Origin of the sequence: Anaeromyxobacter soli, from assembly GCF_022808855.1 — a bacterium.
Classification (GTDB): domain Bacteria; phylum Myxococcota; class Myxococcia; order Myxococcales; family Anaeromyxobacteraceae; genus Anaeromyxobacter; species Anaeromyxobacter soli.
This window is the reverse complement of sequence record NZ_JAKZLF010000009.1, coordinates 129100-155087: the sequence shown is the minus strand read 5'-3', so window position 1 is coordinate 155087 and position 25988 is coordinate 129100. Positions and strand designations below refer to the sequence as shown.

General features: G+C 73.0%; 24 protein-coding genes. 4 read left to right on the top strand and 20 right to left on the bottom strand.

What is annotated here, in order from left to right; translation table 11 throughout:
- Positions 1-101: 101 nt before the first annotated feature.
- From MLV88_RS09315 to MLV88_RS09265, 11 genes are all read right to left on the bottom strand, one after another.
- Positions 102-1448, bottom strand: coding sequence for a multiheme c-type cytochrome (locus MLV88_RS09315; RefSeq protein WP_277957014.1), 1347 nt, complete (start codon positions 1446-1448; stop codon positions 102-104).
- 190 nt (positions 1449-1638) lie between these two features.
- On the bottom strand, positions 1639-1911 hold the full coding sequence (locus tag MLV88_RS09310; protein ID WP_242338749.1) for a hypothetical protein: 273 nt from the start codon (positions 1909-1911) through the stop codon (positions 1639-1641).
- On the bottom strand, positions 1908-2168 hold the full coding sequence (locus tag MLV88_RS09305) for a hypothetical protein (RefSeq protein ID WP_242338751.1): 261 nt from the start codon (positions 2166-2168) through the stop codon (positions 1908-1910). The genes MLV88_RS09310 and MLV88_RS09305 overlap by 4 nt, the downstream gene beginning before the upstream one ends.
- A gap of 68 nt (positions 2169-2236) precedes the next feature.
- On the bottom strand, positions 2237-3709 hold the full coding sequence (locus MLV88_RS09300) for an ammonia-forming cytochrome c nitrite reductase subunit c552 (protein ID WP_242338753.1): 1473 nt from the start codon (positions 3707-3709) through the stop codon (positions 2237-2239).
- Between the two features lie 31 nt (positions 3710-3740).
- Positions 3741-4193 carry a cytochrome c nitrite reductase small subunit gene (nrfH, locus tag MLV88_RS09295; RefSeq protein WP_242338755.1) on the bottom strand — a complete coding sequence of 151 codons (453 nt, stop codon included), beginning with the start codon at positions 4191-4193 and terminating at the stop codon, positions 3741-3743.
- A gap of 286 nt (positions 4194-4479) precedes the next feature.
- Positions 4480-4872 carry a hypothetical protein gene (locus tag MLV88_RS09290; RefSeq protein WP_242338757.1) on the bottom strand — a complete coding sequence of 131 codons (393 nt, stop codon included), beginning with the start codon at positions 4870-4872 and terminating at the stop codon, positions 4480-4482.
- Positions 4865-5389, bottom strand: coding sequence for an ATP-binding protein (locus MLV88_RS09285; RefSeq protein ID WP_242338759.1), 525 nt, complete (start codon positions 5387-5389; stop codon positions 4865-4867). The genes MLV88_RS09290 and MLV88_RS09285 overlap by 8 nt, the downstream gene beginning before the upstream one ends.
- On the bottom strand, positions 5382-7286 hold the full coding sequence (locus MLV88_RS09280) for a PP2C family protein-serine/threonine phosphatase (protein WP_242338761.1): 1905 nt from the start codon (positions 7284-7286) through the stop codon (positions 5382-5384). Before MLV88_RS09280 ends, MLV88_RS09285 begins: the two co-directional genes overlap by 8 nt.
- Positions 7287-7298: 12 nt before the next feature.
- Positions 7299-7631, bottom strand: coding sequence for a hypothetical protein (locus MLV88_RS09275; RefSeq protein WP_242338763.1), 333 nt, complete (start codon positions 7629-7631; stop codon positions 7299-7301).
- Positions 7631-8809, bottom strand: a complete 1179-nt coding sequence (locus tag MLV88_RS09270) for a hypothetical protein (protein ID WP_242338765.1) — start codon at positions 8807-8809, stop codon at positions 7631-7633. Before MLV88_RS09270 ends, MLV88_RS09275 begins: the two co-directional genes overlap by 1 nt.
- On the bottom strand, positions 8802-9242 hold the full coding sequence (locus MLV88_RS09265) for a hypothetical protein (protein ID WP_242338767.1): 441 nt from the start codon (positions 9240-9242) through the stop codon (positions 8802-8804). Before MLV88_RS09265 ends, MLV88_RS09270 begins: the two co-directional genes overlap by 8 nt.
- Positions 9243-9646: 404 nt before the next feature.
- Between MLV88_RS09265 and MLV88_RS09260 the strand changes: the two genes are divergently transcribed.
- Positions 9647-12112 (top strand): OmcA/MtrC family decaheme c-type cytochrome, encoded by a 2466-nt coding sequence (locus MLV88_RS09260; RefSeq protein ID WP_242338769.1) that lies wholly within the window; start codon positions 9647-9649, stop codon positions 12110-12112.
- A gap of 78 nt (positions 12113-12190) precedes the next feature.
- Here MLV88_RS09260 and MLV88_RS09255 read toward each other — a convergent pair whose 3' ends face one another.
- The 4 genes from MLV88_RS09255 to MLV88_RS09240 all read right to left on the bottom strand — a co-directional run bounded on the left by MLV88_RS09255 (position 12191) and on the right by MLV88_RS09240 (position 18450).
- Complete coding sequence (locus MLV88_RS09255; RefSeq protein WP_242338771.1) at positions 12191-13762, bottom strand: ammonia-forming cytochrome c nitrite reductase subunit c552; 1572 nt, start codon at positions 13760-13762, stop codon at positions 12191-12193.
- 108 nt (positions 13763-13870) lie between these two features.
- Entirely contained in the window at positions 13871-15268 is a 1398-nt protein-coding gene (locus tag MLV88_RS24565; RefSeq protein ID WP_242338773.1) for a sigma-54-dependent transcriptional regulator, read from the bottom strand.
- Positions 15265-16989: a two-component system sensor histidine kinase NtrB gene (locus MLV88_RS09245; RefSeq protein WP_242338775.1), complete on the bottom strand. Its 1725-nt coding sequence runs from the start codon at positions 16987-16989 to the stop codon at positions 15265-15267. Before MLV88_RS09245 ends, MLV88_RS24565 begins: the two co-directional genes overlap by 4 nt.
- A 144-nt stretch (positions 16990-17133) precedes the next feature.
- Positions 17134-18450 (bottom strand): O-acetylhomoserine aminocarboxypropyltransferase/cysteine synthase family protein, encoded by a 1317-nt coding sequence (locus tag MLV88_RS09240; protein WP_242360878.1) that lies wholly within the window; start codon positions 18448-18450, stop codon positions 17134-17136.
- Between the two features lie 161 nt (positions 18451-18611).
- On the opposite strand from MLV88_RS09240, the gene MLV88_RS09235 reads away from it, so the two are divergent.
- Positions 18612-20432 (top strand): AMP-dependent synthetase/ligase, encoded by a 1821-nt coding sequence (locus tag MLV88_RS09235; RefSeq protein WP_242355480.1) that lies wholly within the window; start codon positions 18612-18614, stop codon positions 20430-20432.
- Between the two features lie 17 nt (positions 20433-20449).
- On the opposite strand, the gene MLV88_RS09230 is transcribed toward MLV88_RS09235, so the two are convergent.
- From MLV88_RS09230 to MLV88_RS09215, 4 genes are all read right to left on the bottom strand, one after another.
- Positions 20450-21514, bottom strand: coding sequence for a hypothetical protein (locus MLV88_RS09230; protein ID WP_242338781.1), 1065 nt, complete (start codon positions 21512-21514; stop codon positions 20450-20452).
- 12 nt (positions 21515-21526) lie between these two features.
- A complete protein-coding gene (locus MLV88_RS09225; RefSeq protein ID WP_242338783.1) occupies positions 21527-21937 on the bottom strand; it encodes a secondary thiamine-phosphate synthase enzyme YjbQ in 411 nt (136 codons plus the stop codon).
- Between the two features lie 162 nt (positions 21938-22099).
- Entirely contained in the window at positions 22100-23227 is a 1128-nt protein-coding gene (locus tag MLV88_RS09220) for an ArsA family ATPase (protein WP_242338785.1), read from the bottom strand.
- A complete protein-coding gene (locus MLV88_RS09215; RefSeq protein WP_242338787.1) occupies positions 23224-24165 on the bottom strand; it encodes an ArsA-related P-loop ATPase in 942 nt (313 codons plus the stop codon). Before MLV88_RS09215 ends, MLV88_RS09220 begins: the two co-directional genes overlap by 4 nt.
- A 41-nt stretch (positions 24166-24206) precedes the next feature.
- On the opposite strand from MLV88_RS09215, the gene MLV88_RS09210 reads away from it, so the two are divergent.
- Entirely contained in the window at positions 24207-24521 is a 315-nt protein-coding gene (locus tag MLV88_RS09210) for a hypothetical protein (protein WP_242338789.1), read from the top strand.
- Position 24522: 1 nt separating this feature from the next.
- Positions 24523-25290: a ParA family protein gene (locus MLV88_RS09205; RefSeq protein ID WP_243337332.1), complete on the top strand. Its 768-nt coding sequence runs from the start codon at positions 24523-24525 to the stop codon at positions 25288-25290.
- A 3-nt stretch (positions 25291-25293) separates the two neighbouring features.
- Here the strand turns inward: MLV88_RS09205 and MLV88_RS09200 are convergent, their stop codons facing one another.
- Positions 25294-25893 carry a polyhydroxyalkanoate synthesis regulator DNA-binding domain-containing protein gene (locus MLV88_RS09200; protein ID WP_242338792.1) on the bottom strand — a complete coding sequence of 200 codons (600 nt, stop codon included), beginning with the start codon at positions 25891-25893 and terminating at the stop codon, positions 25294-25296.
- Positions 25894-25988 lie beyond the last annotated feature (95 nt).

The following is a 25988-nucleotide window of genomic DNA, read 5'->3' as shown; positions in this document are numbered from 1 at the left end:
CCGCGGCTTCCGTCGAGGGACCCGGACGGGCGGTGACGCCCGGACGCGAGGAGGGGAGGCGCCCTCGAGACGCCTCCCCTCGTCCATCACCCTACGTGACGCTACTTCTTCGGCGTGGGCTGTGCCGCGGGCGCGGGACCCTGGGCGGGCGTGGCCTTGTGCTCGCGCCGGAGCGTGGCCGCCTCCGCCTTGATGTCGACGAGATCGCGCGCCATCTCGCTCCAGCCGTACCAGTTGGCATAGTCCGGGTTCGCGTGGAACGCGCCCTGGAACGCGCGCATGCGGTGCTCGAGGAACATCACGAACAGCTTCTGCTCGACCGGCGTGGGCGCGTCGTGGAACGTGAGCAGGTCCGGGAACGGGAAGGCGTAGCTCTTCGGCTTGGGCAGGATGCCGTCCTGGTACAGCCCGGCCACGGCGCGGATCGCCTCGGCCATGGCGTGATCCGCGTCGCGGATCATCCCGTCGGACTGCTGGAGCTGGACCTTCGCGAACTCGCCCGAGTGGCACTGGTTGCAGGTCTTCAGCATCTTCGTACGCTCCGCGTCCCACGCCTCCTGGGTGAGCCGCGCCACGTCGGCGGCCTTCACGACGTCGAGGCGGCCGGTGGGGTTGCCCGACGGGTCGAGCACGCCGAGGCCCTGCAGGATGGTGACGCGATCCGCCTTCCACTGCGGGTCATCCTCGGGGAAGGGCAGCCGGACGGCGAGGAAGCCCCAGGCCGTGCGGACCTCGTGGTTCCCCTCCTGCATGTGGCAGTCCTGGCAGGTCGGCGCGGCCGAGTACTGCGGGATCGCGCCCGTCTGCTTGAGCGCGTTGCGCACGCCGTGCTTCGAGCCGCTGTACATCTCCCACTGCGGGTGATCGAACCCCATGTGGCAGGTCTGGCAGGCCTCCGGGCGGCGTGCCTCAGCCTTGGAGAACAGGTGGCGCGTGTGGCACGCGTCGCAGGAGGCGTTCCCGTAGGGCCCGGCCACCTTGCGCAGCTCGGCCTGCTCCTCGGGGGTCTTGAGGCCGAGCTTGTGGCATCCGCCGCAGCCCTTCAGCCCCTCGCGGATCGCGACCGGCTGGTAGTGGAAGGTCGGCATGGCCTTCACCGCCGCCCAGGCGAAGGCGTGCTTCCCCTTCTTGAACTGGGCGACCTGGGCGTCGTGGCACTGGCCGCAGGTGTCCGGGGTCGGCATCTTCGCGTTCGCGAAGTCGTCCTTCGTCTTGTGCGCCGAGCCGTGGCACTCGACGCAGCCGACCTCGACCTTCGAGTGCCGGGACAGCTCCCAGTCCTTCACGATGCTCGGGTTCACCTTCGCGTGGCAGGTGACGCACGCGCCGCCGGCGGCCGGCTTCGTTGCGGCGGGCTTGCCGGCCGGCGCCGGCTTCTTCTGCGCGGCCGCGGGGCCGGCGAGGAGCGCGAGGGCCGCGGCGAGCGTGATGCGTGTCGTCAGCTTCATGGTACCTCCGGGGTGAGGGTCGCCGCCGGCGTGGTGACGGCGGGTGCAACGGGGCGGCGGCGTGCGGATGCTGCCACCGCCGGGGGAGCGGCGCGGGTCCTCGCGCGGGGAACCCCAAGTGCCCGGGAGCGGGCGAGCGCCGTGGCTCCGGGCGAGTGGGCCGCGAGGCCTGGCGGCAAATGACGGAGCGTCACGAGCGGGCGCCGCCCGGCCCGGGATCTCCGGACCCGTCGCCCGCGTCCGCGACGTAGGTGGGGAAGACGCCCAGGAGGTCCTCGTGCGCGCGCACGAGCCGTTCCGCGAGCGCCTCGAGCGCGGCGCCGTCCGCGCCGGTGAACACGGCCGCGAGGCGGCGATCCCCGTCGCCGCCCTGGAGGGCGAGGCCGGGCTCGTGCAGGAGCCGCGCGGCCACGCGCGGCGCCGCGCCCGGGACCGTCTCGATGACGAGGCCGGCGACGATCATCGCGGGCCCCGGTCGCCCTCGACGTCCGACGGCTCGCGGGCCCGGCGCTCCTCCGTGCCCGGACGGCTCGCCCCCTCGTCGCGGGCGTCGGACGGGGGCCGGGGCTCGGCGCCGGAGCGAGCACCGCTGCGCCGCGACCAGCCCTTGCCGCGTGCGACGAGCACGTCGACGGGGAGGCCGAGCCCGGCGAGGGCCGACGCGGCGGCGGAGGCCTGGAGCAGCTCGCGGCGGGCGTGGAACGAGAGCGGTCTCGGCACGGCGGCCTCCGGTGGAGAGAAGAGGGCCTCCGGCGCGGCAGGGGAGCGCGTCCGGAGGCCCCGGGGAATCACCTCGTGAGGGCCGCCGGCTGCACGGCGGGGGCCGGCGCGCCGGGGGCGGCCGGCGGCGGGGGGATCGTCACCACCGCGACGGTCGGCTTGAAGGACGGATCGCGCAGCGCGATCTGGCCCTGGCGGGAGGCGTCGATCGACTCGAAGAGCACGCGGGCGGCCTCCTGCGGCGCGTGGAAGCCGGTCGAGTTCTCCGCCTCGACGAAGTCGAACAGGAACTGCGCGCGGCGCTGGAGGAACCGCGCCTTCTCGAGCTCCGCGTCCGTCCTGCCGGCCTCCTTCGCCGCCTTGACGTCGCCGATCAGCGCGACGAGGGCGTCGAACGCCTGCTCGCGGAGCTCGAGGTGCTTGTCCTGGATCGCCTCGACCCGGGCCTTGAGCTCCTCCTCCGGCCACTTGTGGCAGCCCTGGCAGGCGCGGTTCAGGTTCAGCACCGGGCTGCGCACCCAGTGATCCGAGACCTTGGTGCCGCCGACGCGCATGTAGGGCATGTGGCAGTCGGCGCAGGCGACGCCGGAGCGGGCGTGGATGCCCTGGTTCCACATCTCGAACTCGGGGTGCTGCGCCTTCAGCACCGGCGCGCCCGTCTCCTTGTGCGTCCAGTCCCGGAAGCCGACCTCGTCGTAGTAGGAGAGGATCTGGTCGCCCTTCATGCCCTTCGACCAGGGGAAGGTGAGCCGCTTCTCCGGGCCCTTGAAGTAGTACTCGTCGTGGCACTGGCCGCAGACGTAGGCGCGCATCTCCTGCCGCGTCGCCATGGTGTTCGGGTCGTAGTTCGGCACGCCCTGGGCCGCCTTGAAGGCGCGGATGCCTTCGAGGAAGGCCGGGCGCGTCACGCGGAGCGCCATGGTCTGCGAGTCGTGGCAGTCGATGCAGGCGACCGGGTGCTTGAAGTGCTGCTTCGCCTCCGAGTACGGCATCTTGTTGAGCGCCTCGAAGCCCTTGAAGATGTCCCCGTTCCCGAGCTTCTTCATGGGCACGTAGACGGAGGCGTGGCACTGGCCGCAGGTGCCGGGCTGCTTCGCGACGACCTGGCGCTGCGTGAAGATCTGGTCGTCGAGCGTGTACGCGTGGCCGCGCTCCTCGCGGAAGTCGGCCGCGAACGCGTAGCCCGCCCACATCGTCTTGAGCCGCGGGTCCGCGTCCGTCTTGGACTGGGAGGTCACTGTGCGCGGATCCTGCGCCGTCGGCGTGTGGGGCATCGCCTCGGAGCCGCCGTGCTTCGTGCGGACCATGTCCGTCGTCCTCTTGTAGAGGTCGTACTCGGCCGGGAAGTTCTTGCCCCACACGGCCGGATCCTCGGTGTCGTCGGTGAGCTCGACCACGCGCACGGTCGGGTTCTTCGCCTCGCTCTTCTTCTCGGCGACGTTCACGAGGAGGGCGGCGGCCAGCACGGCGGCGAGCGCGAAGGCGCCCGCGACGAGGGCGAGGAGGAGCCCGCGCTTCTTCGGGGCGGTTTCGGGGGTCATTTGCGTTTCTCCTTGAGTGACGTGAGGCGGTTCAGCGGAGGTGTCCGACGGAGGCGTGGCAGCGGATGCAGGAGACCTCGCCGCCCGCGGTCATCGCGTCGACCACGGCGGCGTGGCAGTGCCGGCACTGGCCCTCGACGACCTCGCGGCTCGCAGCCCGCGCGCGGATCACGTCGGGGAACCCGCCGACCGTGAACGCCATCGAGTGGTGGAACCCGTTCTCGGCCTTGGTCACGTACTTGCCGACGGGCGCGGCGGGGGTGTGGCAGTCGTTGCAGGTGGCGAAGGCGTGGTGCGACGACTCCTGCCAGCCCTCGTAGTGGCCGGACATCACGTGGCAGTTGGCGCACGTGGCCGGGTCGTTGCCGAGGTACGACGTCCCCTTCGCGTACGCGAAGGCGTAGCCGCCGACGCCCGCGGCGACGCCGAGGGTCCCGGCGACCAGGACGAGGGGCCACGAGAGGAGCGAGCTTCCGATGGGCATGAAGGGCCTCGTGAACGAGTTGGCCCCTCACATCGCAAGCCGCGCGCCACGGGCGCGGTCCCCGCTCGCCGACGGCGTCTCGCGGGGTTACGCGGTCCGCAGGACGAGAGCGCGCGGCGCGTTCGGATGACCGCGCCAGGCGTTCGGATGCGCCCATCCGACCGGAGCGGCGCGTGGCCTCGCGGCGCGGCGATCACGCTGCGTCAATGTGACGCGGCCCGCCCGCCGGGAGGCGAACGGGCCGCGAGCTCGGAGCGCCGCCTGCGGGGGCGGCGCGGTGCCGCGCCTACTCCATCGAGACGCTGTTCACGCCGTAGCAGGAGAGCGCGAGCAGGCTCGTGCGCTGCCACTTGCGCGCCGGGTTGGAGAGGAAGTGCAGCGAGTAGCGCTGCGGCTCCGGCAGCGCGCCGATCCGCTCGATCCAGTGGATGAACGACTTGAAGCCGGAGGAGTTGCAGAACTCCAGCTCGCGGAGATCCACCCGGACCCGCCTCCTCCCGAGCCGCGAGAGCTCGCCGTGCACCGCGTCGACGAAGGGGTTCAGGATCACCGCGGGGTTGACGGTGCTGATCGTGCCGCGGAAGACGACGCGTGGACCCTCCACGTCGCTCGCGAGCACTGCGGAGTACTTGTCGTCCGCGACCTGCAGCGGATTCGTCGGGACGGGCAACTCAGGCATGGGCTCCTCCGGGAACCTTCAGGGCCGGCGCGCGCAGCGCGCCGGAGGCGTGGACGGTGACGCGGCCACCCGAGCGGCTCAAGGTGACCTCGAGCTGGCACTCGAAGCGGACGCGCGCGAGGCCGAGCCCGCCGCGCACGGTGGCCGGCGAGGTGCTCATCTCGGCGAGGTAGTGGCGGAGCGCGTCGGGCTCCTCGTTCATGCGCTCGATGCGCTCCCTCAGCGACTGGAACTCCGCCTCGGTGCAGCGGTTCGTCACCGCCACCTCGACGCGATCGGCGTCGGGATCCACCTCGAGGACGAGGTCGACCTCCTCCTCGTGCGAGAACGGCACCGCGTTCTGCATGAGCTCGTGCACCGCCAGCGCGAGCTGCGACTCGCGGTTCACCGCGACCTCGCAGGCGCAGGCGCAGAACGACTCGACGAAGCGCCGGATCTCGTCGATGAAGACCCAGGGCGGCTTCATCCGCAGCATGAGGTAGATGGGCTGGCGCGGCTCGGGCTTCTGCTCAGGCATGGGGCTGGCGCCTCAGGACGACTGCGGTCATGTCGTCCGCCTGCGTGGCGGCGAACGCCTCGACCCTGGAGAAGATCGCGGCGAGCGCCTGCGAGGCGGTCGCGGAGCTGACGGAGGGCTCGGACAGCATCTGGGCGAGGCGGTCCTCGCCGAAGAGATCGCCCCCGGCGTCCGGCGCCTCGACCATGCCGTCCGTGATGAGGCAGAGCATCTCCCCGGGGTGGACCTGGAACTCGTACTCGCGCGGCGCCACGCTGGGCCCGAGCCCGCACCACGGGCCCGCCGGCTCGATGACGTCGACCTTGCCGCTCCCGCGGGAGAGGAAGATCGGCTGGTGCGCGCCCGCAGCGACGAAGCGCCCGTCGCCGATGTGGCGCGCTGCCATGAGCGTCAGGTAGTCGTCGCGCCGCATCCTCCGGCGGACGTTCTCGTGCACCACGCGGTTGACGGCGGCGATGACGGTCTTCGGCGAGCCGCGCGGGTTCTCGGCGATCGCCGCGTACGCCGCGGCCTGCGCCATCATCATCACGAGCCCGGAGTTGATGCCGTGTCCGGAGACGTCCCCGACGAGCACCCAGAACGTGTCGTCGAACGGGAGCAGGTCGTAGAGGTCGCCGCCGACGTCGTCGGCCGGCTTCATGCGCGCCGCGACGTCGTAGCCCGCGAGCGAAGGCGCCACGGGCAGGATCGCGGTCTGGATCCGGTGCGCGATCTCCACCTCGCGCCGGAGCGCCTCGGTGCGCTGAAGCTCGTCGCGAGACCGCTCGACCTCGCTCACCATCACGTTGAACGAGTGGACGAGGTGGCCCAGCTCGTCGCTGTAGGCCTCGGGGACGCGGGTGGACAGGTCGCCGCTCGCGACCTGGGTCATGGACTGGGTGATGTCCGTGAGCGGCCGCGAGGCCTGGCGGATCGCGCCGATGCTCGCGACGCCCGCGACGGCGAGGACGATCGCGAACAGGATGCCGAGGAGGGCGCGCAGCCAGTAGAGCCGGCCGTACGCGTCCGCCTCGTGGACCGCCATGAACGTGCGCCAGCCGGGGACGCCCGCGTCGGGCGCGGTGCGGACGGCGAGCACCGGCTCCGAGCCGGCGAGCGCGATGGTCTCGAGCGCGCCGGGCGCCGCGGACGCGGCCTCCGCGAGCGCGTGCACCTTGCGCGCGTCGGCGGACGGGACCGACAGGACGAGCGTGAGCCGCTCGTCGGCGACGATGGGCTGGTAGAGCCCGTCCTCGCCCGCGATCCCGCCGAGGAGCCGGGAGAGCCCGTGCGGCGAGAGGACGCCCACCACCACGCCCACGAGGTCGCCGGCGAAGTCCTTCACGGGCGCGGCGACCATCACCCCGAGCGCGCTGCCCTCGGTGGGATCGAGCCGCGAGAGCGGCACCGTCCCCGCGGCGACGCCGTCGCCGAGCTCGGCTGAGCCCTCCAGCGCGGCCTTCACCGGCACGTCGCCGAGCACCACGCCGCGCAGCGTCACGACCGGCAGCCCGCGGCGCTCGCCCGCGGCGCCCTCCCGGACCGCGGCGATGACGGCGCCGTCCATGTCGAGGAGCGCCGCCGCCGAGATCGTCCCGCCCTGGTCCTGGATCGTCCTGCGCAGGTAGTCCTCGGCGAACTTGGGATCGCCGGAGTCGATCGTCATCTGCATCGCCTCCGCCTCGGCCCAGTTGCGGATGGCGAGCGCGCGCTCCCGCTGGAACCGGACGACCGCGGCCTGGACCTCCTCGGCGCGGGCGGAGAGGTGCGAGTGCACCGCGTCGACGATGACCGAGCGCGCGACGCGCTCGAACGCGACCGCGGCGATGGCGAGGGCGAGGGCGACGAGGACGAGCGTCGCCACCATGAGGCGCAAGCGAAGCGAGCTCTTCGTGCGATCGGCGAACCTGGCGAACATGGCGGTCCGGGCCTAGCCCAGGCCCTCCTGCGTCGCGCGGAACTTCAGGAACTCGTAGATGCGCTGCGCCTGCTCCTCGTTGATGCCGGAGTTCGGGCGCCGCAGCATCTTCTTCATGTAGCGCTTCCACTGCTGCGAGCTGAAGTGCGAGTTCACCGCCCGCGCGGCCGGGTGGCACTTGTTGCACTTCCCGATGAGGATCTCGTACCGGCGCTGCTGCTCCTCCGGATACGACGAGACGTCGATGGTGCCCGGCCCGAAGTCGCGGGGATCGGGGGGCGCCTTCTCGGGCTCGGCCTGGAGCACGAGCCCCAGGACGGCGGCGGCGGCGAAGGTGACGGACATCAGAAGGCTCCTCCGAATCCGAGGTGGATGGAGTGGAAGTCCTGGAAGGGCGTCGTGCCGGGCGGCGTGCCGATCATCGTCTTGTCGCTCCAGTACTCCCACCCGAGCTTCACGTACGTGGACTGTGCCGGCGTCAGGACGAGCCCCGCGGTGTAGCGCACGAGGAGGCTGTCCGGCGTGATCGTGGAGCCGGGGAGGGGTACGCCTTTACGACGGAGCTCGTCGTAGCGGTAGACCATGTCCACGTGCTTGCCGAGCGGGTGCTCGATCTCGGCGTACCAGCCCTCCTTCATGACGAAGGGGTCGACGATCGTCCACTTGTAGCCCTTGGCGGCCGTGTCGATGTCGGTGCGCCGCGCCGCGTACTCGCCGCGCAGCGTGACCGGGCCGAGCTTCATGGACGCGTCCGCGCCGACGGCCGCGTAGTCGAGCTTCGCCGCGCGATCGTAGCGGCCGCCGGTGGCCGAGGCGCCGACGCTCACGTCGCCGAAGAAGCCCTTGCCGGAGGAGGCCCAGGTGACGGCGAGCCGACCGCCGCCGGCGGGCTGGTCGTTGTTGTCGGTGTAATAGACGGTGCGCAGCGAGGTGAAGTCGAGGTCGTTCGAGCCGCGCATGCCGGCGACGCCGTAGAGCCCGTACCAGACCTGCAGGCTCTCGCCGAGCCAGGTGATCCCGTACAGCAGGGCGCCGGTGTCGGAGTAGGGCTGGGGCATGACGCCGAGGTTCATCGCGTTCTTCTCGCCGTACGCCATGCGGCCCATGTCGTAGATGAGCGGCGCGGACACGGTCTTGTGTCCGGACTGATCGACCCGGTTCGCGTATTCACCGAACGGCACCGCGATGCGCCCGGCCTGGACGTTGAACCAGGTCTTCGGCGTGTAGTCGAGGTGGGCGTGCTCGAGGTCGATGCCGTGGCAGCTGAAGCACGCCTTGGCGGAGAAGGCGAGGTCGTCGTTGATGTCGACCTGGACCTTCAGCGACGCGTCCGGCGAGACGCTCCGCGGCGTGCGGGCGGCGATGTCCCGCCGCTCGATGCCCCAGTAGTCCACGTACACGGAGCCGGAGACGATCACGTTGTCGCCGCTGGCGCGCGCGGGCGGCGCCCAGGCGAGCAGGGTGGCGGCGAGGGCGAGCGCGGCGGCGGCTGCGATCCGCCGGGGTGCGCTGCGGCTAGTCATTCGGCGCTCCGTTCGCGATCCAAGCCTCGATCGCCTGGATGTCGGCCTCGTCGAGGGCGGCGTCGCCGATCGGCATCGCGCTCGCGACCCCGCCGACGTCGCCGGCGGTGCCGCGCAGCTTCATGACGAGGTAGCTGCCCGCGGGATCGAAGGGCTCGACGAGGTTCAGCGAGGCCTGCTGCGAGGGGGACGCGACGAGCGCGCCGTAGGCCAGGCCCGCGTCGAGGGGCGGGTACGCCGGCGGAGACTCGCCGGCGTGGCACGAGGCGGTGGCGCACCGCGGGACGAGGATGTTCAGCTCGAGCGTGGAGAAGTGCTCGGCCGGTCCGCCGGGGACCTGGATCGGCTGAGGCACGCCGATCCCCGGCTCGGGCGCGCACGCGGCGAAGAGGGAGGAGGCGGCGGCGAGCGCCATGGCGAGCTGGCGCGTCACGGCCGCCCGCTCGAAGTTCCGCTCGGCTCGAGCCAGCCGGAGGACGCACCGCGCCGCCCGGCGCCCCCGAGGGCCTCCGCGCACGCTCCGCTCTCCAGGATGCGAGGCCGGCCCGCAGGGCCTCGGCCGATTCGCATGTCCATCCTCCCCGCCGCGACGGCTCGTCCGTCGCGGAGTCGGTCCCGGCGCGCATGGTACGTGCCGAGATCCTGTGGGTGTCAACTTCGCGGCTGTCGCCTTGACGCGGCGCAGTCCGCACCTCTGCGCCGGTGCGCTGCCGGTGACCGACGCGCGCGCACCTCGCGACTGCGTGGCGGTAAGCGGAATGTGCCTCTCGGTTGCTTCGTGCTATGGCGACGAGACGCGAGCCGGGGAAGGCGTCGGCGCGCGCGCCGGGAGGATCGATGAGTCGCCGGTTCACGAACAGCGGTTGGGCCGCGGCGGTCACGCTCGCGCTGCTCGGCGGATGCCAGCAGGCGCCGAAGCTCGGCGCCGCCGTGGGATCGCCCCCGCCGACCGGGCCGAGGATCGAGATCATCGGCGCGGCGCTGGACGCTGCCCAGCACGTCGTCGTCACCCTGCAGATCTCGCGCGACGAGCGGCCCCTCGGCCTCGCGGCAGCGCGGTCGCTCGGCCCGGCCTTCACGCTGGCGGCGCTCTCTCCGGATCCCGTGAACCCCGGCACCGCCCTGCCCGCGTGGCGCAGCCTCTTGCTCACCGGCGCGGAGACGCTCGCGAACCTCCCCGTGGCAGGGCCGGGCACGCCCGACGGAGCGGTGCTCCACGGTACGCGCCAGCCCGGCGCGGAGACGGCCGGGACCTGGACGGACCAGGGCGGCGGCGCGTTCACGTACACGCTCGCGGCCCCGCTCCCCGCCGGCCAGGACCTCGCGGAGACGCTGCGCGTCGGCGCGTTCCTGACCGGCGTCGCCGGGACCCAGCTCACCACCTCGACGTTCGACTTCGTGCCGAACCACGGGCCGCTCCGGGGGCGCGAGCTCGTTCTCGACACCGCCTGCGCGAGCTGCCACGGCACGCTGCGCGCGCACGACGGGTCCCGCACCGGTACCCGCATCTGCGTCACCTGCCACACGTACCAGCACGCGGACGGGCAGACGGTGGATCCGGCCGCGCCCGCCGCGGCGACCGCCGACACGGATCCGAACCCGCTCGAGCTGTCGCGCCTCGTGCACCGCATCCACCGCGGGAAGAACCTGCCGACGCTCTACGTGGCGAGCAGCGCCGTGGAGGCGCCGCCCATCGGCGCGACGAGCCCGAAGCCGTTCTTCACGGGGCGCAACACGCCGCTCCTCGGCCGGAGGTTCTCGGTGATCGGCGCGGAGAGCCGCGAGCGGATCTTCGGGCAGGTGGTCGCGCGCACCGACAACGGACAGCCGGCGAAGCTGGTCGCGCGCGGCGTCACGTTCCCCGTGGACCTCCGCAACTGCACCACGTGCCACGCGGGGGCGGCGCGCGAGGCGGCGCTCGCGACCGAGATCTCGCGGCGGAGCTGCCAGGGCTGCCACGCGGACGTCTGGTTCGGGGCGGGCGCGCCGCCGGACCCGGTCCACTTCGCCCACTCGGGCGGGCCGCAGCCCGACGACACGGGCTGCGCGAAGTGCCACGTGTCGCTCCCGGGGGATCCGGCTGACCAGGTGGACATCGCGGAGGCGCACGTCGCGCCGCTCCGGAGCCCGCGGCTGAACAGGCCGACGCTCGAGATCGTCGAGGTCAAGAACGCGCTGCCCGGCATGTCGCCGACGATCGTCTTCACGGTCTCGGATCGCGACGGCCTGCTCACGTCCCTGCTCTCGCCGACGCCGGCGCTCGACGCCACGAGCCCGGTGCCGCGGGGCGCCTTCGACGCGGCCCCGGGGCACAGCGGCTACTTCGAGGCCACCATCGCGGGCCCGGCCGATCCGGACTTCCGCTCGCTCGGCGCGGCCTCGCTCCCGATCAGCGAGCTCGTCCCGGTGGACATGGCGGCGGACGTGAACGGCCGCTTCAGCTACACGTTCAAGGCGACGCTCCCCGCCGACGCGAGCGGCACCTGGATCGCCGGCCTGGACACGCGGCGCGGCGCCTACACCCCGCTATGGGACCCCGTCGCGAACGCGTTCGCCTGGCCGTACACGGGCGAGTCCCTCTACGAGCCCGCCGACACCGCGACGGTGTGGATCGATCTCGCCGCGGGCGGCACGGGCGGGGGAAATCCGACGCCGCGCCGGCGCATCGTCGACGTCGCGAAGTGCAACGCCTGTCACGTGCGCATCGCCTATCACGGCCAGATGCGCATGCGCGTCGAGTACTGCTCCGCGTGCCACACCCCGGAGCGGACGGACTGGCACGCCCGCCCCAAGACCGCCGCGGGCGACACGGACCTCGCGAGCACCTACGACGGGATCGAGGAGCGCTCGATCCACTTCAAGGTGATGATCCACCGGATCCACACGGGCGGGCGCTCGGGCACGGCGGAGCTCTCGACCCTCCGCCCGTACGTCTCGTACGGTCGCTACGGGAGCTTCCGCTTCCGCGACATGGGCGAGTTCCCCGGAGACCTCGCCCGGTGCACGCTCTGTCACCTGGAGGGGACCTACCGCGTCGAGGCGGTCCCCGCGACCTCGCCGCCCACCGTCGCGAACGAGACGCCGACGATCCGTCACGCCGGATCGTCCGCTCACGGGGCGGACGAGCCGACGACGCCCCCGATCGCCGCGGCGTGCACCGCGTGCCACGCCACCGCCTACGCGATCTCCCACGCGGCGCGCGAGACGGGCAACGGCAAGGAGCAGTGCGTCTCCTGTCACGGCGTGAAGGGCCCGCAGTCGGTGGACAAGGTCCACCGCCTCCCGCTGCCGGTCCCCCTGTAGCCCCGCGCGAAGGATGCGAGAGGGCCCCGCTCGCCGCTCGAGGCGGCGGGGCCTCGCCGTACCCTCGCCCGCGCCCCGCTACTTCGCCTTCTCCGCCGGCTTCCCTGGCGCGGGGGCGGGCGCGGGCGCGGGCGGAGCGGCCGCCGGGTGCGTCCCCGGCGCCTGGGCCGGGCCGGGCTGCGCCGTCGGGACGACGACGACCTTCACGTCGGGCTTGAACGTCGCGTCGCGCAGCACGAGCTGTCCCTGGCGCGCGTAGTCGACGGAGTCGCCGAGGATCCGCAGCGCCTCCTGCGGGGCGTGGAAGCCGGTGGAGTTCTCCGCCTCGACGAAGTCCAGGTAGAACTGCGCGCGCCGCTGGAGGTACCGCGCCGCGTCGAGCTGCTCGGGGGTGGCCTTGCCCTCGCCCTGCGCCTTCTGGATGTCGCCGATGAGATCCATGAGCGCGTCCATCGCGATGTTCCGCTGCTTGTAGAAGCGGTCCTGCTCCGTGAGGACGCGGTTCTTGAGCTCGTCCGGCTTCACGCCCGCGTGGCACCTCGTGCAGGACGCCTCGACCTTGAGGAGCGGGCTGTTCACCTGGTGATCGGTGATCTTCTCGCCCTTGTACTGGATCTCCGGCATGTGGCAGTCGACGCAGGTGACGCCGGACCGGGCGTGGATGCCCTGGTTCCACATCTCGAACTCGGGGTGCTGGGCCTTGAGCGCGGGCGCGCCGGTCGTCTTGTGGACCCAGTCCTTGAACTTGATCTCGTCGTAGTACGCCAGGATGTCGTCCACCCGGATGCCGTTGAACCAGGGGTAGGTGAGCTGCTTGTCGTCGCCCTTGAAGTAGTACTCGACGTGGCACTGCCCGCAGACGAACGCGCGCATCTCCTTCTGCGAGGCCTGCTTGTTCACGTCGTAGTCCTTCACGCCCAGCTTCGCCTTGAGGGCGCGCATGCCGTTGATGAAGCCGGGCCGCGTGACCCGCAGGGCCATCGTCTCCGGGTCGTGGCAGTCGATGCAGGCGACCGGGTGCTCGACGAGCTTGCGCGTCTCCATGTAGGGCATCGCGTTCATCTTGCGGAACCCGGCCTCGAGGTCGCCGTTCCCGAGCTTCTTGTAGGGGACGTACACGGAGCCGTGGCACTGCATGCACGAGCCCGGCTGCTTCACGACCGCTTGACGCTTCGTGAAGGTCTGGTCCTCGAGCATGTACGCGTGGCCGCGCTCCTCGCGGAAGTCGACGCTGAAGGCGTAGCCCGCCCACATCGTCTTGAGGCGGGGGTCCTCCTCGATCTTCTCCTGCGAGACGACCGAGCGCGGGTCCGCCTCGTCCGGCGTGCGCGGCAGCGCCTCCGAGCCGCCGTACTTCGTGCGGACCTGGTCGACGGTCTTCTTGTAGGTCTCGTACTCGAGCGGATACTGCTTGCCCCACACGGCGGGATCGACGGTCTCGTCGGTGATCTGCGGGCCGGCGGCGGCGGGCGCGGCCTTCGCGGCCGGCTTCTTCGCCTTCGCGGCGGGCTTCTGCGCCTTGGCGGCGGGGGCGGGCCTCGCGGGCTTCTCCTGGGTCTGCGCCCGCGCGAGCGTCGCGGCGGCGCCGAGCAGCGCGACGAGGCCGAGGGCGAGCGCGGCGCGGCGGTTCTTGGGGGTCCGGTCGGTCATGGCCCCGTTGTGCAGCACGCCTCCCCGCGGCGAGGACTGCCAATGCGGGGCACGCCCGCCAGGGACGACGTGCAAACGGCCGCTTGCGGGGGAGGCGAACCGGCGGGCTCACCGGTAGTCGTCGCGCGACAGCCCGTACGCCTTCATCTTCTCGTACAGGTTCCGCTCGGCGATCCCCGCGGCGCGCGCGACCTCGCCGACCCGCCCGCGGTGCTCCTTGAGGAGCCGCGTCAGGTACTCGCGCTCGAACCGCTCGACGAGCCGCTGCTTCGCCTCGAGGAGCGGCAGGGACGGGTCCACGAGCGCCGCCGCGCCGTACGCGTCGGCGCGCGGTCCCGCGCCGAGGATCGGGGCGATCGCCGCCCACCCCATGAGCACGGCGCGCTCGCAGAGGTTGCGCAGCTCGCGGACGTTGCCGGGCCACGGGTAGGCGCGGGCGGCCGCGATGACGTCGGGCGGGGGCAGCGGCGCCCTGCGGCCGTAGCGCTTCGCGAACGAGCCCAGGAAGTGCTCCATGAGCGCGGGCAGGTCGCTCGTCCGCTCGCGCAGCGGCGGCAGGCGGAGCGGGATGACGTTCAGGCGGTAGTAGAGGTCGTCCCGGAAGCGGCCCTCGCGGACGAGCGCCTCGAGATCGCGGTTCGTCGCCGCCACGATGCGGACGTCCACGCGGATGGCGTCCTGGGCGCCGACGCGCGTGAGCTCCTGCTCCTGCAGCACCCGCAGGAGCTTCGCCTGGATGGCGAGATCGAGGTCGCCGACCTCGTCGAGGAACAGGGTCGAGCCGTGCGCCTGCTCGAACCGGCCGATCCGCCGCGCGACGGCGCCGGTGAACGCGCCCTTCTCGTGGCCGAAGAACTCGCTCTCCATGAGATCGCGCGGGATGGCGGTGCAGTTCACCGCCACGAAGGTGCGGTCCCGCCGCCCCGAGCGGTGGTGGATGGCGCGGGCGACGAGCTCCTTGCCGGTGCCGGTCTCGCCGCGCAGGAGCACCGTCGCGTCGGCGTCGGCGACCTGCTCCACCATCGAGAAGACCTCGCGCATCGCCGGCGAGGTCCCGACGATCTCCTCGAACCCGGACGCCCGCTCGAGCTCCCCGCGCAGGCGCGTCACGTCGCGGCGCTGCCGCTCGTGCGCCACCGCGTGGCGGAGCACGAGCGCGAGCTCGTCGTAGCGGATGGGCTTCGTGAGGTAGTGGAGCGCGCCCCTGCGCATCGCCTCGACCGCCGTCTCCACCGTCGCGTGCGCGGTGACGAGCACGACCGGCAGCGCGGGGCGGAGCGCGTGCACGCGATCCATGAGGGCGATGCCGTCGAGATCCGGCATCTTGAGATCGGAGACGACGGCGAGCGGGTCCGACTCCTCGAGCCGCGCGAGCGCCTCCGCGCCGGAGGAGGCGACGAGCACCTCGAAGCCCTCGAGGGAGAGGTTCGCCTTCGCGACCTTGCGCGTGCCGGGATCGTCGTCCACGACGAGGACGAGCCCCTCCGCGGCGACCGGGGCGCTCACGCCACCTCCGGAGCGGCGGAGCCTGCCGCGGGATCGGAGGGCCCCGCGGCGGCGCGGCGGACGGGGAACCGGATGGCGGCGACGGTGCCGCCGCCCTCGCGGCGCGAGAGGGCGAAGCGGGCGCGGTGCTGCTCGACGGCGCGCGAGACGACGACGAGGCCGAGCCCGGTCCCCGTCGGCTTCGTGGTCACGAAGGGCCGCAGCACCTCGTCGAGCTCCTCGGCGGGGATCCCGCAGCCGCGGTCGCGCACCTCGACCAGGATGGTCCCCTCGCCGCCGGCGGTCTCGTAGCGGCTCGCGAGCTCGACCGGCGCGCCGCCGCCCGCCTCGAACGCGTTCTGGAGGAGGTTCACCAGGGCCTCGGTGATCATGGGGGCGTCCACGTCGAGCACGGGCAGCTCCGGGGCGAGCTCGAGCCGCACCGCGTCCGCCGGGAGGCCGCGCGCGACGGCGGCCTTCCGGGCGGCCTCGCGCAGGAGCCGGTTGACGGACACCGGCGCCAGCTCCGGCTCGCCCGGGCGCGCGACCTGGAGCAGCTCGGAGACGAAGCGGTTCACCCGCTGGACCTCCGCGTCGATGAGGCCGGCGTACTCGGCGACCTCGGCGTCGCCGTCGAAGCGCCGGCTGAGGAACTGCGCCGCGCCGCCGATCGCGTTGAGGGGGTTCCGGAGCTCGTGGGCGATCTGCGCGGACATCTGCCCGAGCCCGGACAGCCGCTCCGCGTCGAGGAGCCGCCGCTCGAGCGTCCGCCGCTCGGCGATGTCGCGGATCACCATGACCGTGCCGAGGTACGCGCCGTCCGCGTTCTTCACCGGCGCGTAGGTCGTCTCGAACCGCCCCTCGCGCTCCTTGATGATCGAGTGCGCCGGGCCGGCGTCGTCCCCGTCGCGGAGGTAGCGCAGCACGCGGTCGAGCATGGAGTGCGAGGCCTTCGGGTGGCAGTCGCGGAGCGGCCGGCCCGCCCCGCCGGTGAGGTTGCGCAGCACGCGGCCCGCCTTGTTCACGAGCGCGACGCGCTCGTCCGCGTCGATGAAGAGGACGCCGTCCGCCATGGAGTCGAGGATCGCCTGCAGCCGCGAGAGGTCGGCGGCCCGGGCCTCGCGCGCCGCGTTCGCCGCCGCCAGCGCCTCGGCGAGCCGCTGGGTGCGATCGGCCACGCGCCGCGCCGCCCGCAGTACGAGGACGACCGCGATGCCGATGGCGAGGAAGGTGAGCCCCACGAGCGCCCAGATGCGTCGCGCCGAGGCGGCGAGCCTGGGCCCGAGCTCGGTCGTGTCGAGCGCCACGAGGAGCGCCCCGTTCACGGTCGCGGCGCCGTGGCAGCCGCGGCACGCGGGGCCGTTCGCGATCGGCTTCGAGAGGACGAAGCGGCGCTCGGTCCAGCGCGCCTCGGCGCCCAGGTCGAGGCGCGCGGGCGTCTCCCCCGCCGCGAAGCGGATCCGGCCTTCGGGGCCGGCGAGCGCCGCGCCGGCCACGCCCTGGGTGCGCGCCACCGCCGCGAGGATCGCGCCCATGCTCTCCGGCCGGTGCTCGTCCATGGCCTCCGTGACGGACCGCTCGAGCGCCTCGGCGAGCGCGCCAGCGCGACCCTCCACGAGCCGGCGCTCCGCGTGCGCCTCCTCGGTCTGGAGGTACGCGCCCGCGACGCCGGAGACCACGGCCGCGACGGCCAGGAGGAGGAGGGCGGTGCGGCCCGCTGCCGCGTAGGTCCCGACGGGCATGGCGCCGGAACCTACCGCGGGCGGACGGGAGCGGGGAAGGTGCCCGTCCGCCGCGGGCGCGGTGGAGGACGCGCGACCGCGGCGCCCGGGGCAGGCGACGGCGCGCGGCGGCGGGCCCCGGGGGACCCGCCGCACGAGGGGGCGTCAGCGCGCCGCGGCGAACGCCGCCTCGAAGTCCTCCTTGAGGTCGTCGATGTGCTCGATGCCGGTCGAGACCCGGATCTGATCGGGCGTGACCCCGGCGCTCTGCTGCTCCGCCTCCGAGAGCTGCTGGTGGGTGGTCGACGCGGGGTGGATGACGAGCGTCTTCGCGTCGCCGACGTTCGCGAGGTGCGAGGCGAGCTTCACCGAGTTGATGAACGCCTTCCCCGCCTCGAACCCCCCCTTGATCCCGAAGGTGAAGACGCCGCCGAACCCGTTCCGGAGGTACTTGCGGGCCCGCTGGTGGTGGGGGTGCTTCTCGAGCCCGGTGTAGTTCACCCACGCGACCGAGCGGTGCGTCTCGAGCCACTTCGCGAGCGCGAGCGTGTTGTCCACCTGGCGCTGCACGCGCAGGGAGAGCGTCTCGAGGCCCTGGAGCAGGAGGAACGCGTTGAAGGGCGAGAGCGCCGGCCCCAGGTCGCGGAGCCCCTCGACGCGGGCGCGGATGATGAACTGGATGTTGCCGAACGGCCCCTTCGGCCCGAACACGTCGTTGAACACGAGGCCGTGGTACCCCGGCGAGGGCTCGGTGAAGACCGGGAACTTGCCGCTCGCCGCCCAGTCGAACTTGCCGGAGTCGACGATCACGCCGCCGATCGAGGTGCCGTGCCCGCCGATCCACTTCGTCGCCGACTCGACGACGACGTCCGCCCCGTGCTCGATCGGCCGGACGAGGTAGCCGCCGGCGCCGAAGGTGTTGTCGACGATGAGCGGGATGCCGTTCGCGTGAGCGACCTTCGCGAGCTCCTCGAAGTCGGGCACGTTCCCGGCCGGGTTGCCGATGGACTCGACGTAGAGGGCCTTCGTGTGGCCGTCGATGGCCTTCGCGAGCGCGCCCACGTCGTCGCCGTCGACCAGCTTCACGCCGATGCCCAGCCGGGGCAGCGTCACCTTGAACTGGTTGTACGTACCGCCGTACAGCATGCTCGTGGAGACGACGTTGTCGCCCGCCTGGGCGATGTTGGCGATGGCGAGGAACTGCGCCGCCTGCCCGGACGCGGTCGCGAGCGCCGCGACGCCGCCCTCGAGGGCGGCGACCCGCTTCTCGAAGACGTCCGTCGTGGGGTTCATGATCCGCGTGTAGATGTTCCCGAACTCCTTCAGCGCGAACAGGTTCGCGCCGTGGTCCGCGCTGTCGAACGTGTAGGAGGTGGTCTGGTAGATGGGGACCGCACGGGCGTTCGTGCCGGGCGCCGGTTCCTGTCCGGCGTGGACCTGGAGCGTCTCGAAGCGCAGCTTCCGGTCGGAGGGGATGGTCATCGGCGTCCTCGGGGTTATCCGTTAAGTGAGACGAGCATCCTATTTGGCGGACAAGCGCGGCGTCAAGCCGCGTCCCCGCCTTGCGCGCTTGCTGACGCGGTCGCGTCTCCCCAGCCTCGGGGGTACAGTCCAGCCCCCTTTTCACCATGGAGACCCGACCCTTGGCCGAACTCTCCCCTCGCAACGTCCCGGAGCTGTTCCTGGAGCGCGTCGGCAAGACGCCGGCCGCGGAGGCGTTCCGCTACCCCGTGGACGGAGGGTGGAAGAGCCTCACCTGGGCGGACACCGAGGCGCGAGTGCGCGCGATCTCGAGCGGGCTGCGCGCGCTCGGCGTCGAGAACGAGCAGGTCTGCGCCATCCTGTCGTCCACGCGCATCGAGTGGGTCCTCTCCGACCTCGGCGTGCTCTGCGCGGGCGCGGCGACGAGCACGATCTACCCCTCGTCGACGCCCGAGGAGAGCGCGTTCATCCTCGCCGACTCGGGCTCGGTGGTCGCGTTCGCGGAGAACGGCGAGCAGATCGCCAAGCTCGCCTCCCGCCGCGCCGAGCTGCCGGCGCTCCGCCACGTGGTGACCTTCGACGGCCCGCCCAGCGCTGACGGCTGGGTGATCACGCTGGCACAGCTCGAGGAGCGGGGGCGCGCCCACGACGCCGCGCATCCGGGCGAGTTCGAGGAGCGCGCGGCCGCCCTGCGCGGCGACGCGCTCGCGACGCTCATCTACACCTCGGGCACGACGGGCCAGCCGAAGGGCGTCGAGCTGACGCACGCCTGCTGGATCACCCAGTCGAAGGCGGTCCAGGACACCGGCATCCTCGGCCACCCCGACCCGCTGCAGTTCTTCTGGCTCCCGCTCGCGCACGTCTTCGGGAAGATGATCGGGACGGCGCAGCTGCGCATCGGGTTCCCGACCGCCATCGACGGGCGCATCGAGCGGATCGTCGAGAACCTGAGCGTCATCCGGCCGACCTTCGTCTGCGCGGTGCCCCGCATCTTCGAGAAGGTCCACGCCAAGGTGCTCCAGAACGCTCGCGAGGGCGGCGCCGTGAAGGCGGCCATCTTCCGCTGGGCGCTCGACGTGGGCCTCGCGCGCTCGCGCGCGCTGCGGGCGGGGAAGCAGCCGTCGGCCGTGCTCGCCGCCCAGTTCGCGGCCGCGGACCGGCTCGTGTTCCAGAAGGTCCGCGCGCTGTTCGGCGGGCGGCTCCGGTTCTTCGTGTCGGGCTCCGCGCCGCTGTCCAAGGACGTCGCCGAGTTCTTCGACGCCATGGGGGTCGTGATCCTGGAGGGCTACGGCCTCACCGAGTCGTCCGCCGCGACGCACGTGAACCTGCCCGGCGCGCGGCGGCTCGGGACCGTGGGCCCGGCGCTGCCCGGCATCGAGGTGAAGATCGCCGAGGACGGCGAGATCCTGATGCGCGGCCCCTGGATCATGCGCGGCTACCGCGGGCTGCCGGAGCTGACGGCGGAGGCGCTCGACGCGGAGGGCTTCCTGCACACCGGCGACGTCGGCCACCTCGACGCGGACGGCTTCCTCGCCATCACCGATCGCAAGAAGGACCTCATCAAGACCTCGGGGGGCAAGTACGTGGCGCCGACCGAGCTCGAGGGGCGCCTCAAGGTGCTCTCCCCGGTGCTGGCCCAGGTGCTGGTCCACGGCGATCGCCGCAACTACGTCACCGCCCTCGTGACGCTCGAGCCGGAGGCGGCCGCCCGCTGGGCCGGGCAGCACGGCCTGGGGAACCTCTCTCCCGACGCGCTCGCGCGCGCCCCCGAGGTGAGGGCGCTCGTCCAGCGCGCGGTCGATCAGCTCAACGCGGGGCTGCCGCGCTTCGCGACCGTCAAGCGCTTCACGATCCTGCCGCGCGACTTCAGCGAGGCCGCGGGGGAGGTCACCGCCTCCCAGAAGCTGAAGCGAAAGCTGGTCGAGCAGCGCTACCGCGCCGAGCTCGACGCCATGTACCGCGAGCCGCCGCGCGGTCCCTGACGCGAGGGCGCGCCGCGCTACTCGGCGGCGAGCGTGGCGCGCAGCCGCCCGAGCGACGACTCCGCGTCCGAGAGGAACCGCACGTCCTCGACGCGCACGCGGCGGGCGAGCGCGAGCGTCTCCTCGTACGCGGTCATCGCCTTGGCGGCGAGCACGCGGACCTCGCGGCGGAGCTCCGCGCGGTAGCTCGCCGCCTGCTCGTCGTGGAGCCCGGGCGGAAGCGGCGCCTCGAGGAGCTGCTCGCGCAGCGCGTCGTACAGCTCGCCGACCCGGTATCCCGCGGCCACCGCCCACCGCTCGTCGCCGAGCCGGATGGCCGCGAGGTACTCCTCCTGGGCGGACAGGAGCAGCTGCGACTTGCGCTCGAGCTCGGCGGCGAGGGCGCCGTCGTCGCCCTGCGTCGGATCGAGCGGGGCGGCGAGGAGCGCCGCGCGCCGGAGCTCGCCGAGGTAGAAGCGGGCCTGGGCGGCGGCCGCCGGCGCGAGCCGCTCCGTCGCGCTCGCCGCCGCATACGCCGCGAGCGCCTCCCGCAGCGTGGCCTCCGACCGCGCCGGCTCGCCGCCGTCCATCTCGACGACGCCGCGCTCGGCGAGGGCCCGGACGCGCGCGGCCGCGGGCAGCTCCGGGCGCGCGAGGATCCGCTCGAGCGCGGCCCGTGCCTCGGGGAGGTCGTCGAGCTGGTAGTGCGCCTCCGCCGCGCGGAATGCCCCCTCGAGCCCCTCGGGTCCGCCGCGCGCCTCGAGCGCGCGGAACCGCTCGAGCGCGAGCCGCCACTCCGCCTGCCGCGCGTAGGCGGCGCCCGCTCCGAGGAGCGCCTCCGCGAGGTGCGGCGAGCGCGGGTACCGGTCGGCGAGCGCCGCGAAGGCGGCGGCGGCGCGCGCGTCGTCGCCCGGGCTGGCTGCGCCAGCGGCGGCGTTGCCGATCGCGAGGAGCTCCTCGTCGTTCTTGCCGGCGAGCTCCGCGTCGAGGGCGGTGCGGGCGGGGGCCTCGGGAGCGAACGTCACGCCCGGGTCTCCGGGCGGGCGGCGGGCGGTGGCGCAGGCGAGGAGGAGCGTGGCGGAGACGAGGAGGGCGCGGCGCATCGTGGGAGGAGCCTAACCCGCGAGGACCGAGAGGAGCATCTTCCGCGTTCGTGGCCCGTCGAACTCGCACAGGTAGACGCCCTGCCAGGTGCCGAGCACGAGCTCCCCGCGCTCGACGACGATCGTGGCGGAGCTGCCGACCAGCGACGCCTTCACGTGCGCGTCGCTGTTCCCCTCCGCGTGCCGGTACGCGCCGCCGGGCGGGCGCTCGGGGACGGCGTTCGCGAGCGCGAGGAGGAGGTCCGTGCGCACGTCCGGATCCGCGTTCTCCTGGATGGTGATCCCTGCGGTGGTGTGGGGGACGAACGCGACGAGGACCCCGCTCTCGACTCCGCTCCGGTGGAGCGCCGCCCGCACCTCCGCGGTGACGTCGACGAGCTCGTTCGAGGCGCGGGTCTTGATCTCGAGCGGAGGGAGGAGCATGGCCTCGGGAAGCTAAACGGCCGCGCGGGATTCGACAACGCGCGAGCGGAGCGAGGCCGCCGGGACGGACGCCGCTCCCGGCGGCGCACGGGACCCGGCGAGCAGGGATGGGGTCCCGGGCGACGGCGGTCAGCCGTCGGCGGGGCGGGGCGCAGTCCCCGTTCAGAGCCGCTCGGCGAGCCTGGCGAGACCGCGCAGGTCGTGGACGTCGCTCTCCAGGCGCGGGACCACCGCGTACGGGGCCGACACCGCCTCGAACAGCCGCTCGAGCGCCCGGCGCTCCGCCGCCGCGAGCATCTGGTGCTCGGCGAGCGTCTCCGCGAGGCGGCGCGCGAACCCGCGGTCGTTTCCCCCGCGCTCGCCGAGCGGCGACGCGAGGTCCTCCGGGGAGGGCAGGGGCGCCGCGCCCGGCCACAGATCCGGGGTGACCCGGTTCGCCACCAGCCCGGCGACCGGCATCGACTCGGCGTGGAGCCGCTCGTGGAACGCCATCGCCTCGTCGATCGAGATCGGGCTCGGCGAGGTGACGAGCACGAAGCCGACCTCCGGGCGCGAGAGCAGGGCCCGCACGGCGCCGGCGCGGTCCTTGAAACCCTCGTACATGCCCTGGAAGCCCTGCAGGAAGTCGCCGAGGTCGGACAGCGCGGCCTGCCCGGTGAAGCGCGCGAGCGTCTTCGCGACGTAGCCGCCGCCGAGCTGCGCGAGCCGGAGCCCGAGCTTGCCGGCGCCGATCGCCGGCGCGAGCAGCACGCGCGCCGCGTCGTTGCCGAGGAAGTCGAGGATCCGATCCGGCGCGTCGAGGAAGTCGAGCGCGTGGGCGGTCGGCGGCGTGTCGAGGACGATGAGGTCGTAGTCGCGGTCGGTGGCGAGCTCGTACAGCTTCTCCATCGCCATGTACTCCTGCGAGCCGGCGAGCGCGGAGGACATCTGCTGGTAGAGCCGGTTCTTCAGGATCCGCTCGCGGCGGGCGGGATCCGGCGCGTGGCGCGCGACGAGGTCGTCCCACGTGCGCTTCACGTCGAGCATCATGGCGTGGAGCTCGCCCTTCGCCCGGAGCCCCGCCTCCGCGAACTTGTGATCGGGGACGCGCGACTCGACGTTCCCGAGCGACGTGAGGCCGAGCGCGTTCGCGAGGCGGCGCGCGGGATCGATGGTGCAGACGAGCACGCGCCCGCCGGCGAGCGCGCGGTCGAGCGCGATCGCCGCCGCGACGGTGGTCTTCCCCACGCCCCCCGAGCCCACGCACACCACGATGCGCCGGCCCGCCGTCGTGTCGCGCACGGGCGTCACGGCGCCGGCTCCGGCGGCGCGGCCGCGATCGCGTCGGCGATCCGCTCGACGGCCGCCGCGCCCCACTCCGCGACGGGCAGCAGCGGGAGCACCGTGGTGGGGAGGTCGAGGGCGGCGCGCGCGCGCGCGAGGTAGCGCTGCGCCTGCTCGGCGCGGAGCGCCTGCAGGCGGGCGGCGGCGGCGGCGGGCCCGAGGGGGGGCGGCTCACCCGCGAGCGACTCGAGGCGCGCCTCCTCCTCGTGCGTGAAGCGCGCCTCGGGCATCGCGTTCACGAACAGGGCGGCGCGCGGGACGCCGAGCTCGCTGCGCACCTGGGCGTCGAGGTCGATCGCCTCGTTCACCGGCATCTCCTCGGGCAGCGTGACGATCGCGAGCGCCGTCCGGGCCGGGTCGAGCAGCAGGGCCTGCATCCACTCCGCGTCGCCGCGCAGCGGCCCCGCGGGCACCGTGTCGAGGAGCGCCGAGGGCACCCGCAGGAGCTGGACCGCGTGGCCCGTCGCGGGCGCGTCCACGATGACGACGTCCCAGCGCGGCCGGCCGCGCTCCTCGGACTTCGCCTCGAAGAGGATCTTGCCGAGCATGACCAGCTCGGCGAGCGAGGGGATCACCCGGAGGAAGTGCCGCACCAGCCGGTTCTCGAAGACGGCGTCGTAGATGGTCCGGAACTTGAGGACCATTATCCCGTACTCGCGCATCGCGTCGGGCGGGGTGACGTTCAAGGTGAAGAGGCCCGGGCGCGCCTCGCGGATCTGCGCCCCGGCCGGCGGCGCGCCGAGGAGCGGCGCGATGCGCTCGCGCGCGTTCACCTCGCAGACGAGCACGCGCTTCCCGGCGCGCGCGGCGAGCACGGCGAGGGCGGCCGACACGGTCGACTTCCCCACGCCGCCCTTGCCCGTCACCACGACGAGCCTCCGATCGAGAAGGGTCGGGGTGGGCACGAGGCTTGACAAGCTAGCGAGGGGAGGGTGACAAGTCCAACATGCCGTTCGACGAGATGCTCAGGAACCCCATGCTGAAGCGCGCCCTGGAGGCGAGCGAGGAAAGGATGGGGCGTTTCGTCGGCAAGCTCCTCGCGAGCGAGCGCGTGACCACCGGGCTGCAGACCCTCTTCTCCTCCGCGGTGCAGGCCAAGGAGACCTTCGACAAGGGCGTGCGCCAGGCGCTGCACGCGGCGAACCTGCCCTCCAAGGACGAGGTCGCCTCGCTCAAGCAGAAGCTGTCCGAGCTCGAGTCGATGATCGACGGCCTCGCCGCCAAGGTGGAGCGCGGCGCGGACGACGACGGCCGCGAGTAGCATGCGGCGGATCGCCTTCGTCAACGAGAAGGGCGGCACCTGCAAGACCACGCTCTGCGTGAACGTGGCGGCGCACCTCGCCGCGCGCGGGCTGCGCGTCCTGGTCGCGGACCTCGACACGCAGGGCCACGCCGGCAAGTCGCTGGGCGTCGACGTGCGCGGGCTCTCCCCCACCATCCACGACCTCCTCGCGGGCGATCGGCCCATGGACGCGATCGCCGTCCGGACGCCCATCCAGGGGCTCGAGCTCCTGCCCGCGAACAAGGAGCTCGCCGCGTTCCCGGTCGCGGTGGCGTCGTCGCCCGATCGGGCCGAGCGGCTCGCCCGGCGCCTCGACGCGATCCCGGCGGGCCGCTACGACGCGGTGCTCATCGACGCGCCGCCCTCGGTGTCGCTCGTCACCGAGAACGTGCTCGTCGCGGCGAGCGAGATCGTCATCCCGGTCGCGCTCACGTACCTGGCGCTCGACGGCTGCGCGGAGATGGTGCAGAGCCTCGACGCGATGCGCGCGGCGCGCGGCAGGGCGCCCGCGCTCACCCTGGTCGTCCCGACGCTCTACCGGAAGACGCAGCTCGCGGACGAGATCGTCGCGCGGCTCCGCGCGCGCTTCCCGGCGGAGCTGTCCGCCCACGTGCTCGGCTGGTCCGTCAAGATCGACGAGGCCCAGAGCCACGGGCGCACGATCTTCGAGTACGCGCCGCGCTCGTCGGGCGCGCGGGCCCTCGCCGCGATCGCCGACGAGATCCTGGCGCGCGCGCCCGCGGCCTGAGCGCTACGGCTTCGGGGCGAGGTCGTCGAGCCGCTTCTCGAGCGCCTCGATCCGCCGCGAGATGTCGTCGAGCTGCTTCCGCGCGTCCGAGACGGTGGACATCTGCTCGACCGCGGTGCGCACCCGCTCGTCGACCCGCTTCTGGAACGCGGTCATCGTCTCCTGCGACGACTGCACCATCTCCCGGGCGCGATCGCTCGTCTGCTGACCCTTCACGAGCAGGGTCTGCACCCGCTGCTCGGCGGCGGCGCGGACCGCCTCGACGCGGCCGCGCAGCTCGGCCTGCGTCCCCTCGACGAGCCGCTGCGCCACCTCGCCGCCGTGGCGGATCAGATCGCGCAGCGTGTCGAGGCTCATCTTCGAGGTCTTCTTCTCCTCCTCGAAGATGATCTGCGCGAGCGTGACGGACGTGAGATCCTCCTTCGTCCGGTTGTCGATGATCTTCACCTCGGCGCCCGCCTTGATCATCTGGGCGATCTCGTCGAGGGTCACGTAGCGCGACTCGACCGTGTCGTAGAGCTTACGGTTGGTGTAGCGCTTGATGACCTTGGGCTCGCGCCCACCCGCGGAGGGCTCGCTGGCTGCGGGGCGTTCTTCGTTCATGGGGGCCGTCCGAGGTGAGTAAGTGCGCGAACTCAAAGGATTGTTCTGGGGCGGACGCTTTGTGTCAAGCGCCGCAGCGGTGTAATCTGCGGATC

Bases quoted from the DNA above. Each gene is read 5' to 3' on its own strand.
- MLV88_RS09315 (WP_277957014.1), bottom strand. From the start codon at position 1,448: ATGAAGCTGACGACACGCATCACGCTCGCCGCGGCCCTCGCGCTCCTC.
- MLV88_RS09310 (WP_242338749.1), bottom strand. From the start codon at position 1,911: ATGATCGTCGCCGGCCTCGTCATCGAGACGGTCCCGGGCGCGGCGCCG.
- MLV88_RS09300 (WP_242338753.1), bottom strand. From the start codon at position 3,709: ATGACCCCCGAAACCGCCCCGAAGAAGCGCGGGCTCCTCCTCGCCCTC.
- nrfH (WP_242338755.1), bottom strand. From the start codon at position 4,193: ATGCCCATCGGAAGCTCGCTCCTCTCGTGGCCCCTCGTCCTGGTCGCC.
- MLV88_RS09290 (WP_242338757.1), bottom strand. From the start codon at position 4,872: ATGCCTGAGTTGCCCGTCCCGACGAATCCGCTGCAGGTCGCGGACGAC.
- MLV88_RS09285 (WP_242338759.1), bottom strand. From the start codon at position 5,389: ATGCCTGAGCAGAAGCCCGAGCCGCGCCAGCCCATCTACCTCATGCTG.
- MLV88_RS09280 (WP_242338761.1), bottom strand. From the start codon at position 7,286: ATGTTCGCCAGGTTCGCCGATCGCACGAAGAGCTCGCTTCGCTTGCGC.
- MLV88_RS09275 (WP_242338763.1), bottom strand. From the start codon at position 7,631: ATGTCCGTCACCTTCGCCGCCGCCGCCGTCCTGGGGCTCGTGCTCCAG.
- MLV88_RS09270 (WP_242338765.1), bottom strand. From the start codon at position 8,809: ATGACTAGCCGCAGCGCACCCCGGCGGATCGCAGCCGCCGCCGCGCTC.
- MLV88_RS09260 (WP_242338769.1), top strand. From the start codon at position 9,647: ATGAGTCGCCGGTTCACGAACAGCGGTTGGGCCGCGGCGGTCACGCTC.
- MLV88_RS09255 (WP_242338771.1), bottom strand. From the start codon at position 13,762: ATGACCGACCGGACCCCCAAGAACCGCCGCGCCGCGCTCGCCCTCGGC.
- MLV88_RS09245 (WP_242338775.1), bottom strand. From the start codon at position 16,989: ATGCCCGTCGGGACCTACGCGGCAGCGGGCCGCACCGCCCTCCTCCTC.
- MLV88_RS09240 (WP_242360878.1), bottom strand. From the start codon at position 18,450: ATGACCATCCCCTCCGACCGGAAGCTGCGCTTCGAGACGCTCCAGGTC.
- MLV88_RS09230 (WP_242338781.1), bottom strand. From the start codon at position 21,514: ATGCGCCGCGCCCTCCTCGTCTCCGCCACGCTCCTCCTCGCCTGCGCC.
- MLV88_RS09225 (WP_242338783.1), bottom strand. From the start codon at position 21,937: ATGCTCCTCCCTCCGCTCGAGATCAAGACCCGCGCCTCGAACGAGCTC.
- MLV88_RS09210 (WP_242338789.1), top strand. From the start codon at position 24,207: ATGCCGTTCGACGAGATGCTCAGGAACCCCATGCTGAAGCGCGCCCTG.
- MLV88_RS09205 (WP_243337332.1), top strand. From the start codon at position 24,523: ATGCGGCGGATCGCCTTCGTCAACGAGAAGGGCGGCACCTGCAAGACC.
- MLV88_RS09200 (WP_242338792.1), bottom strand. From the start codon at position 25,893: ATGAACGAAGAACGCCCCGCAGCCAGCGAGCCCTCCGCGGGTGGGCGC.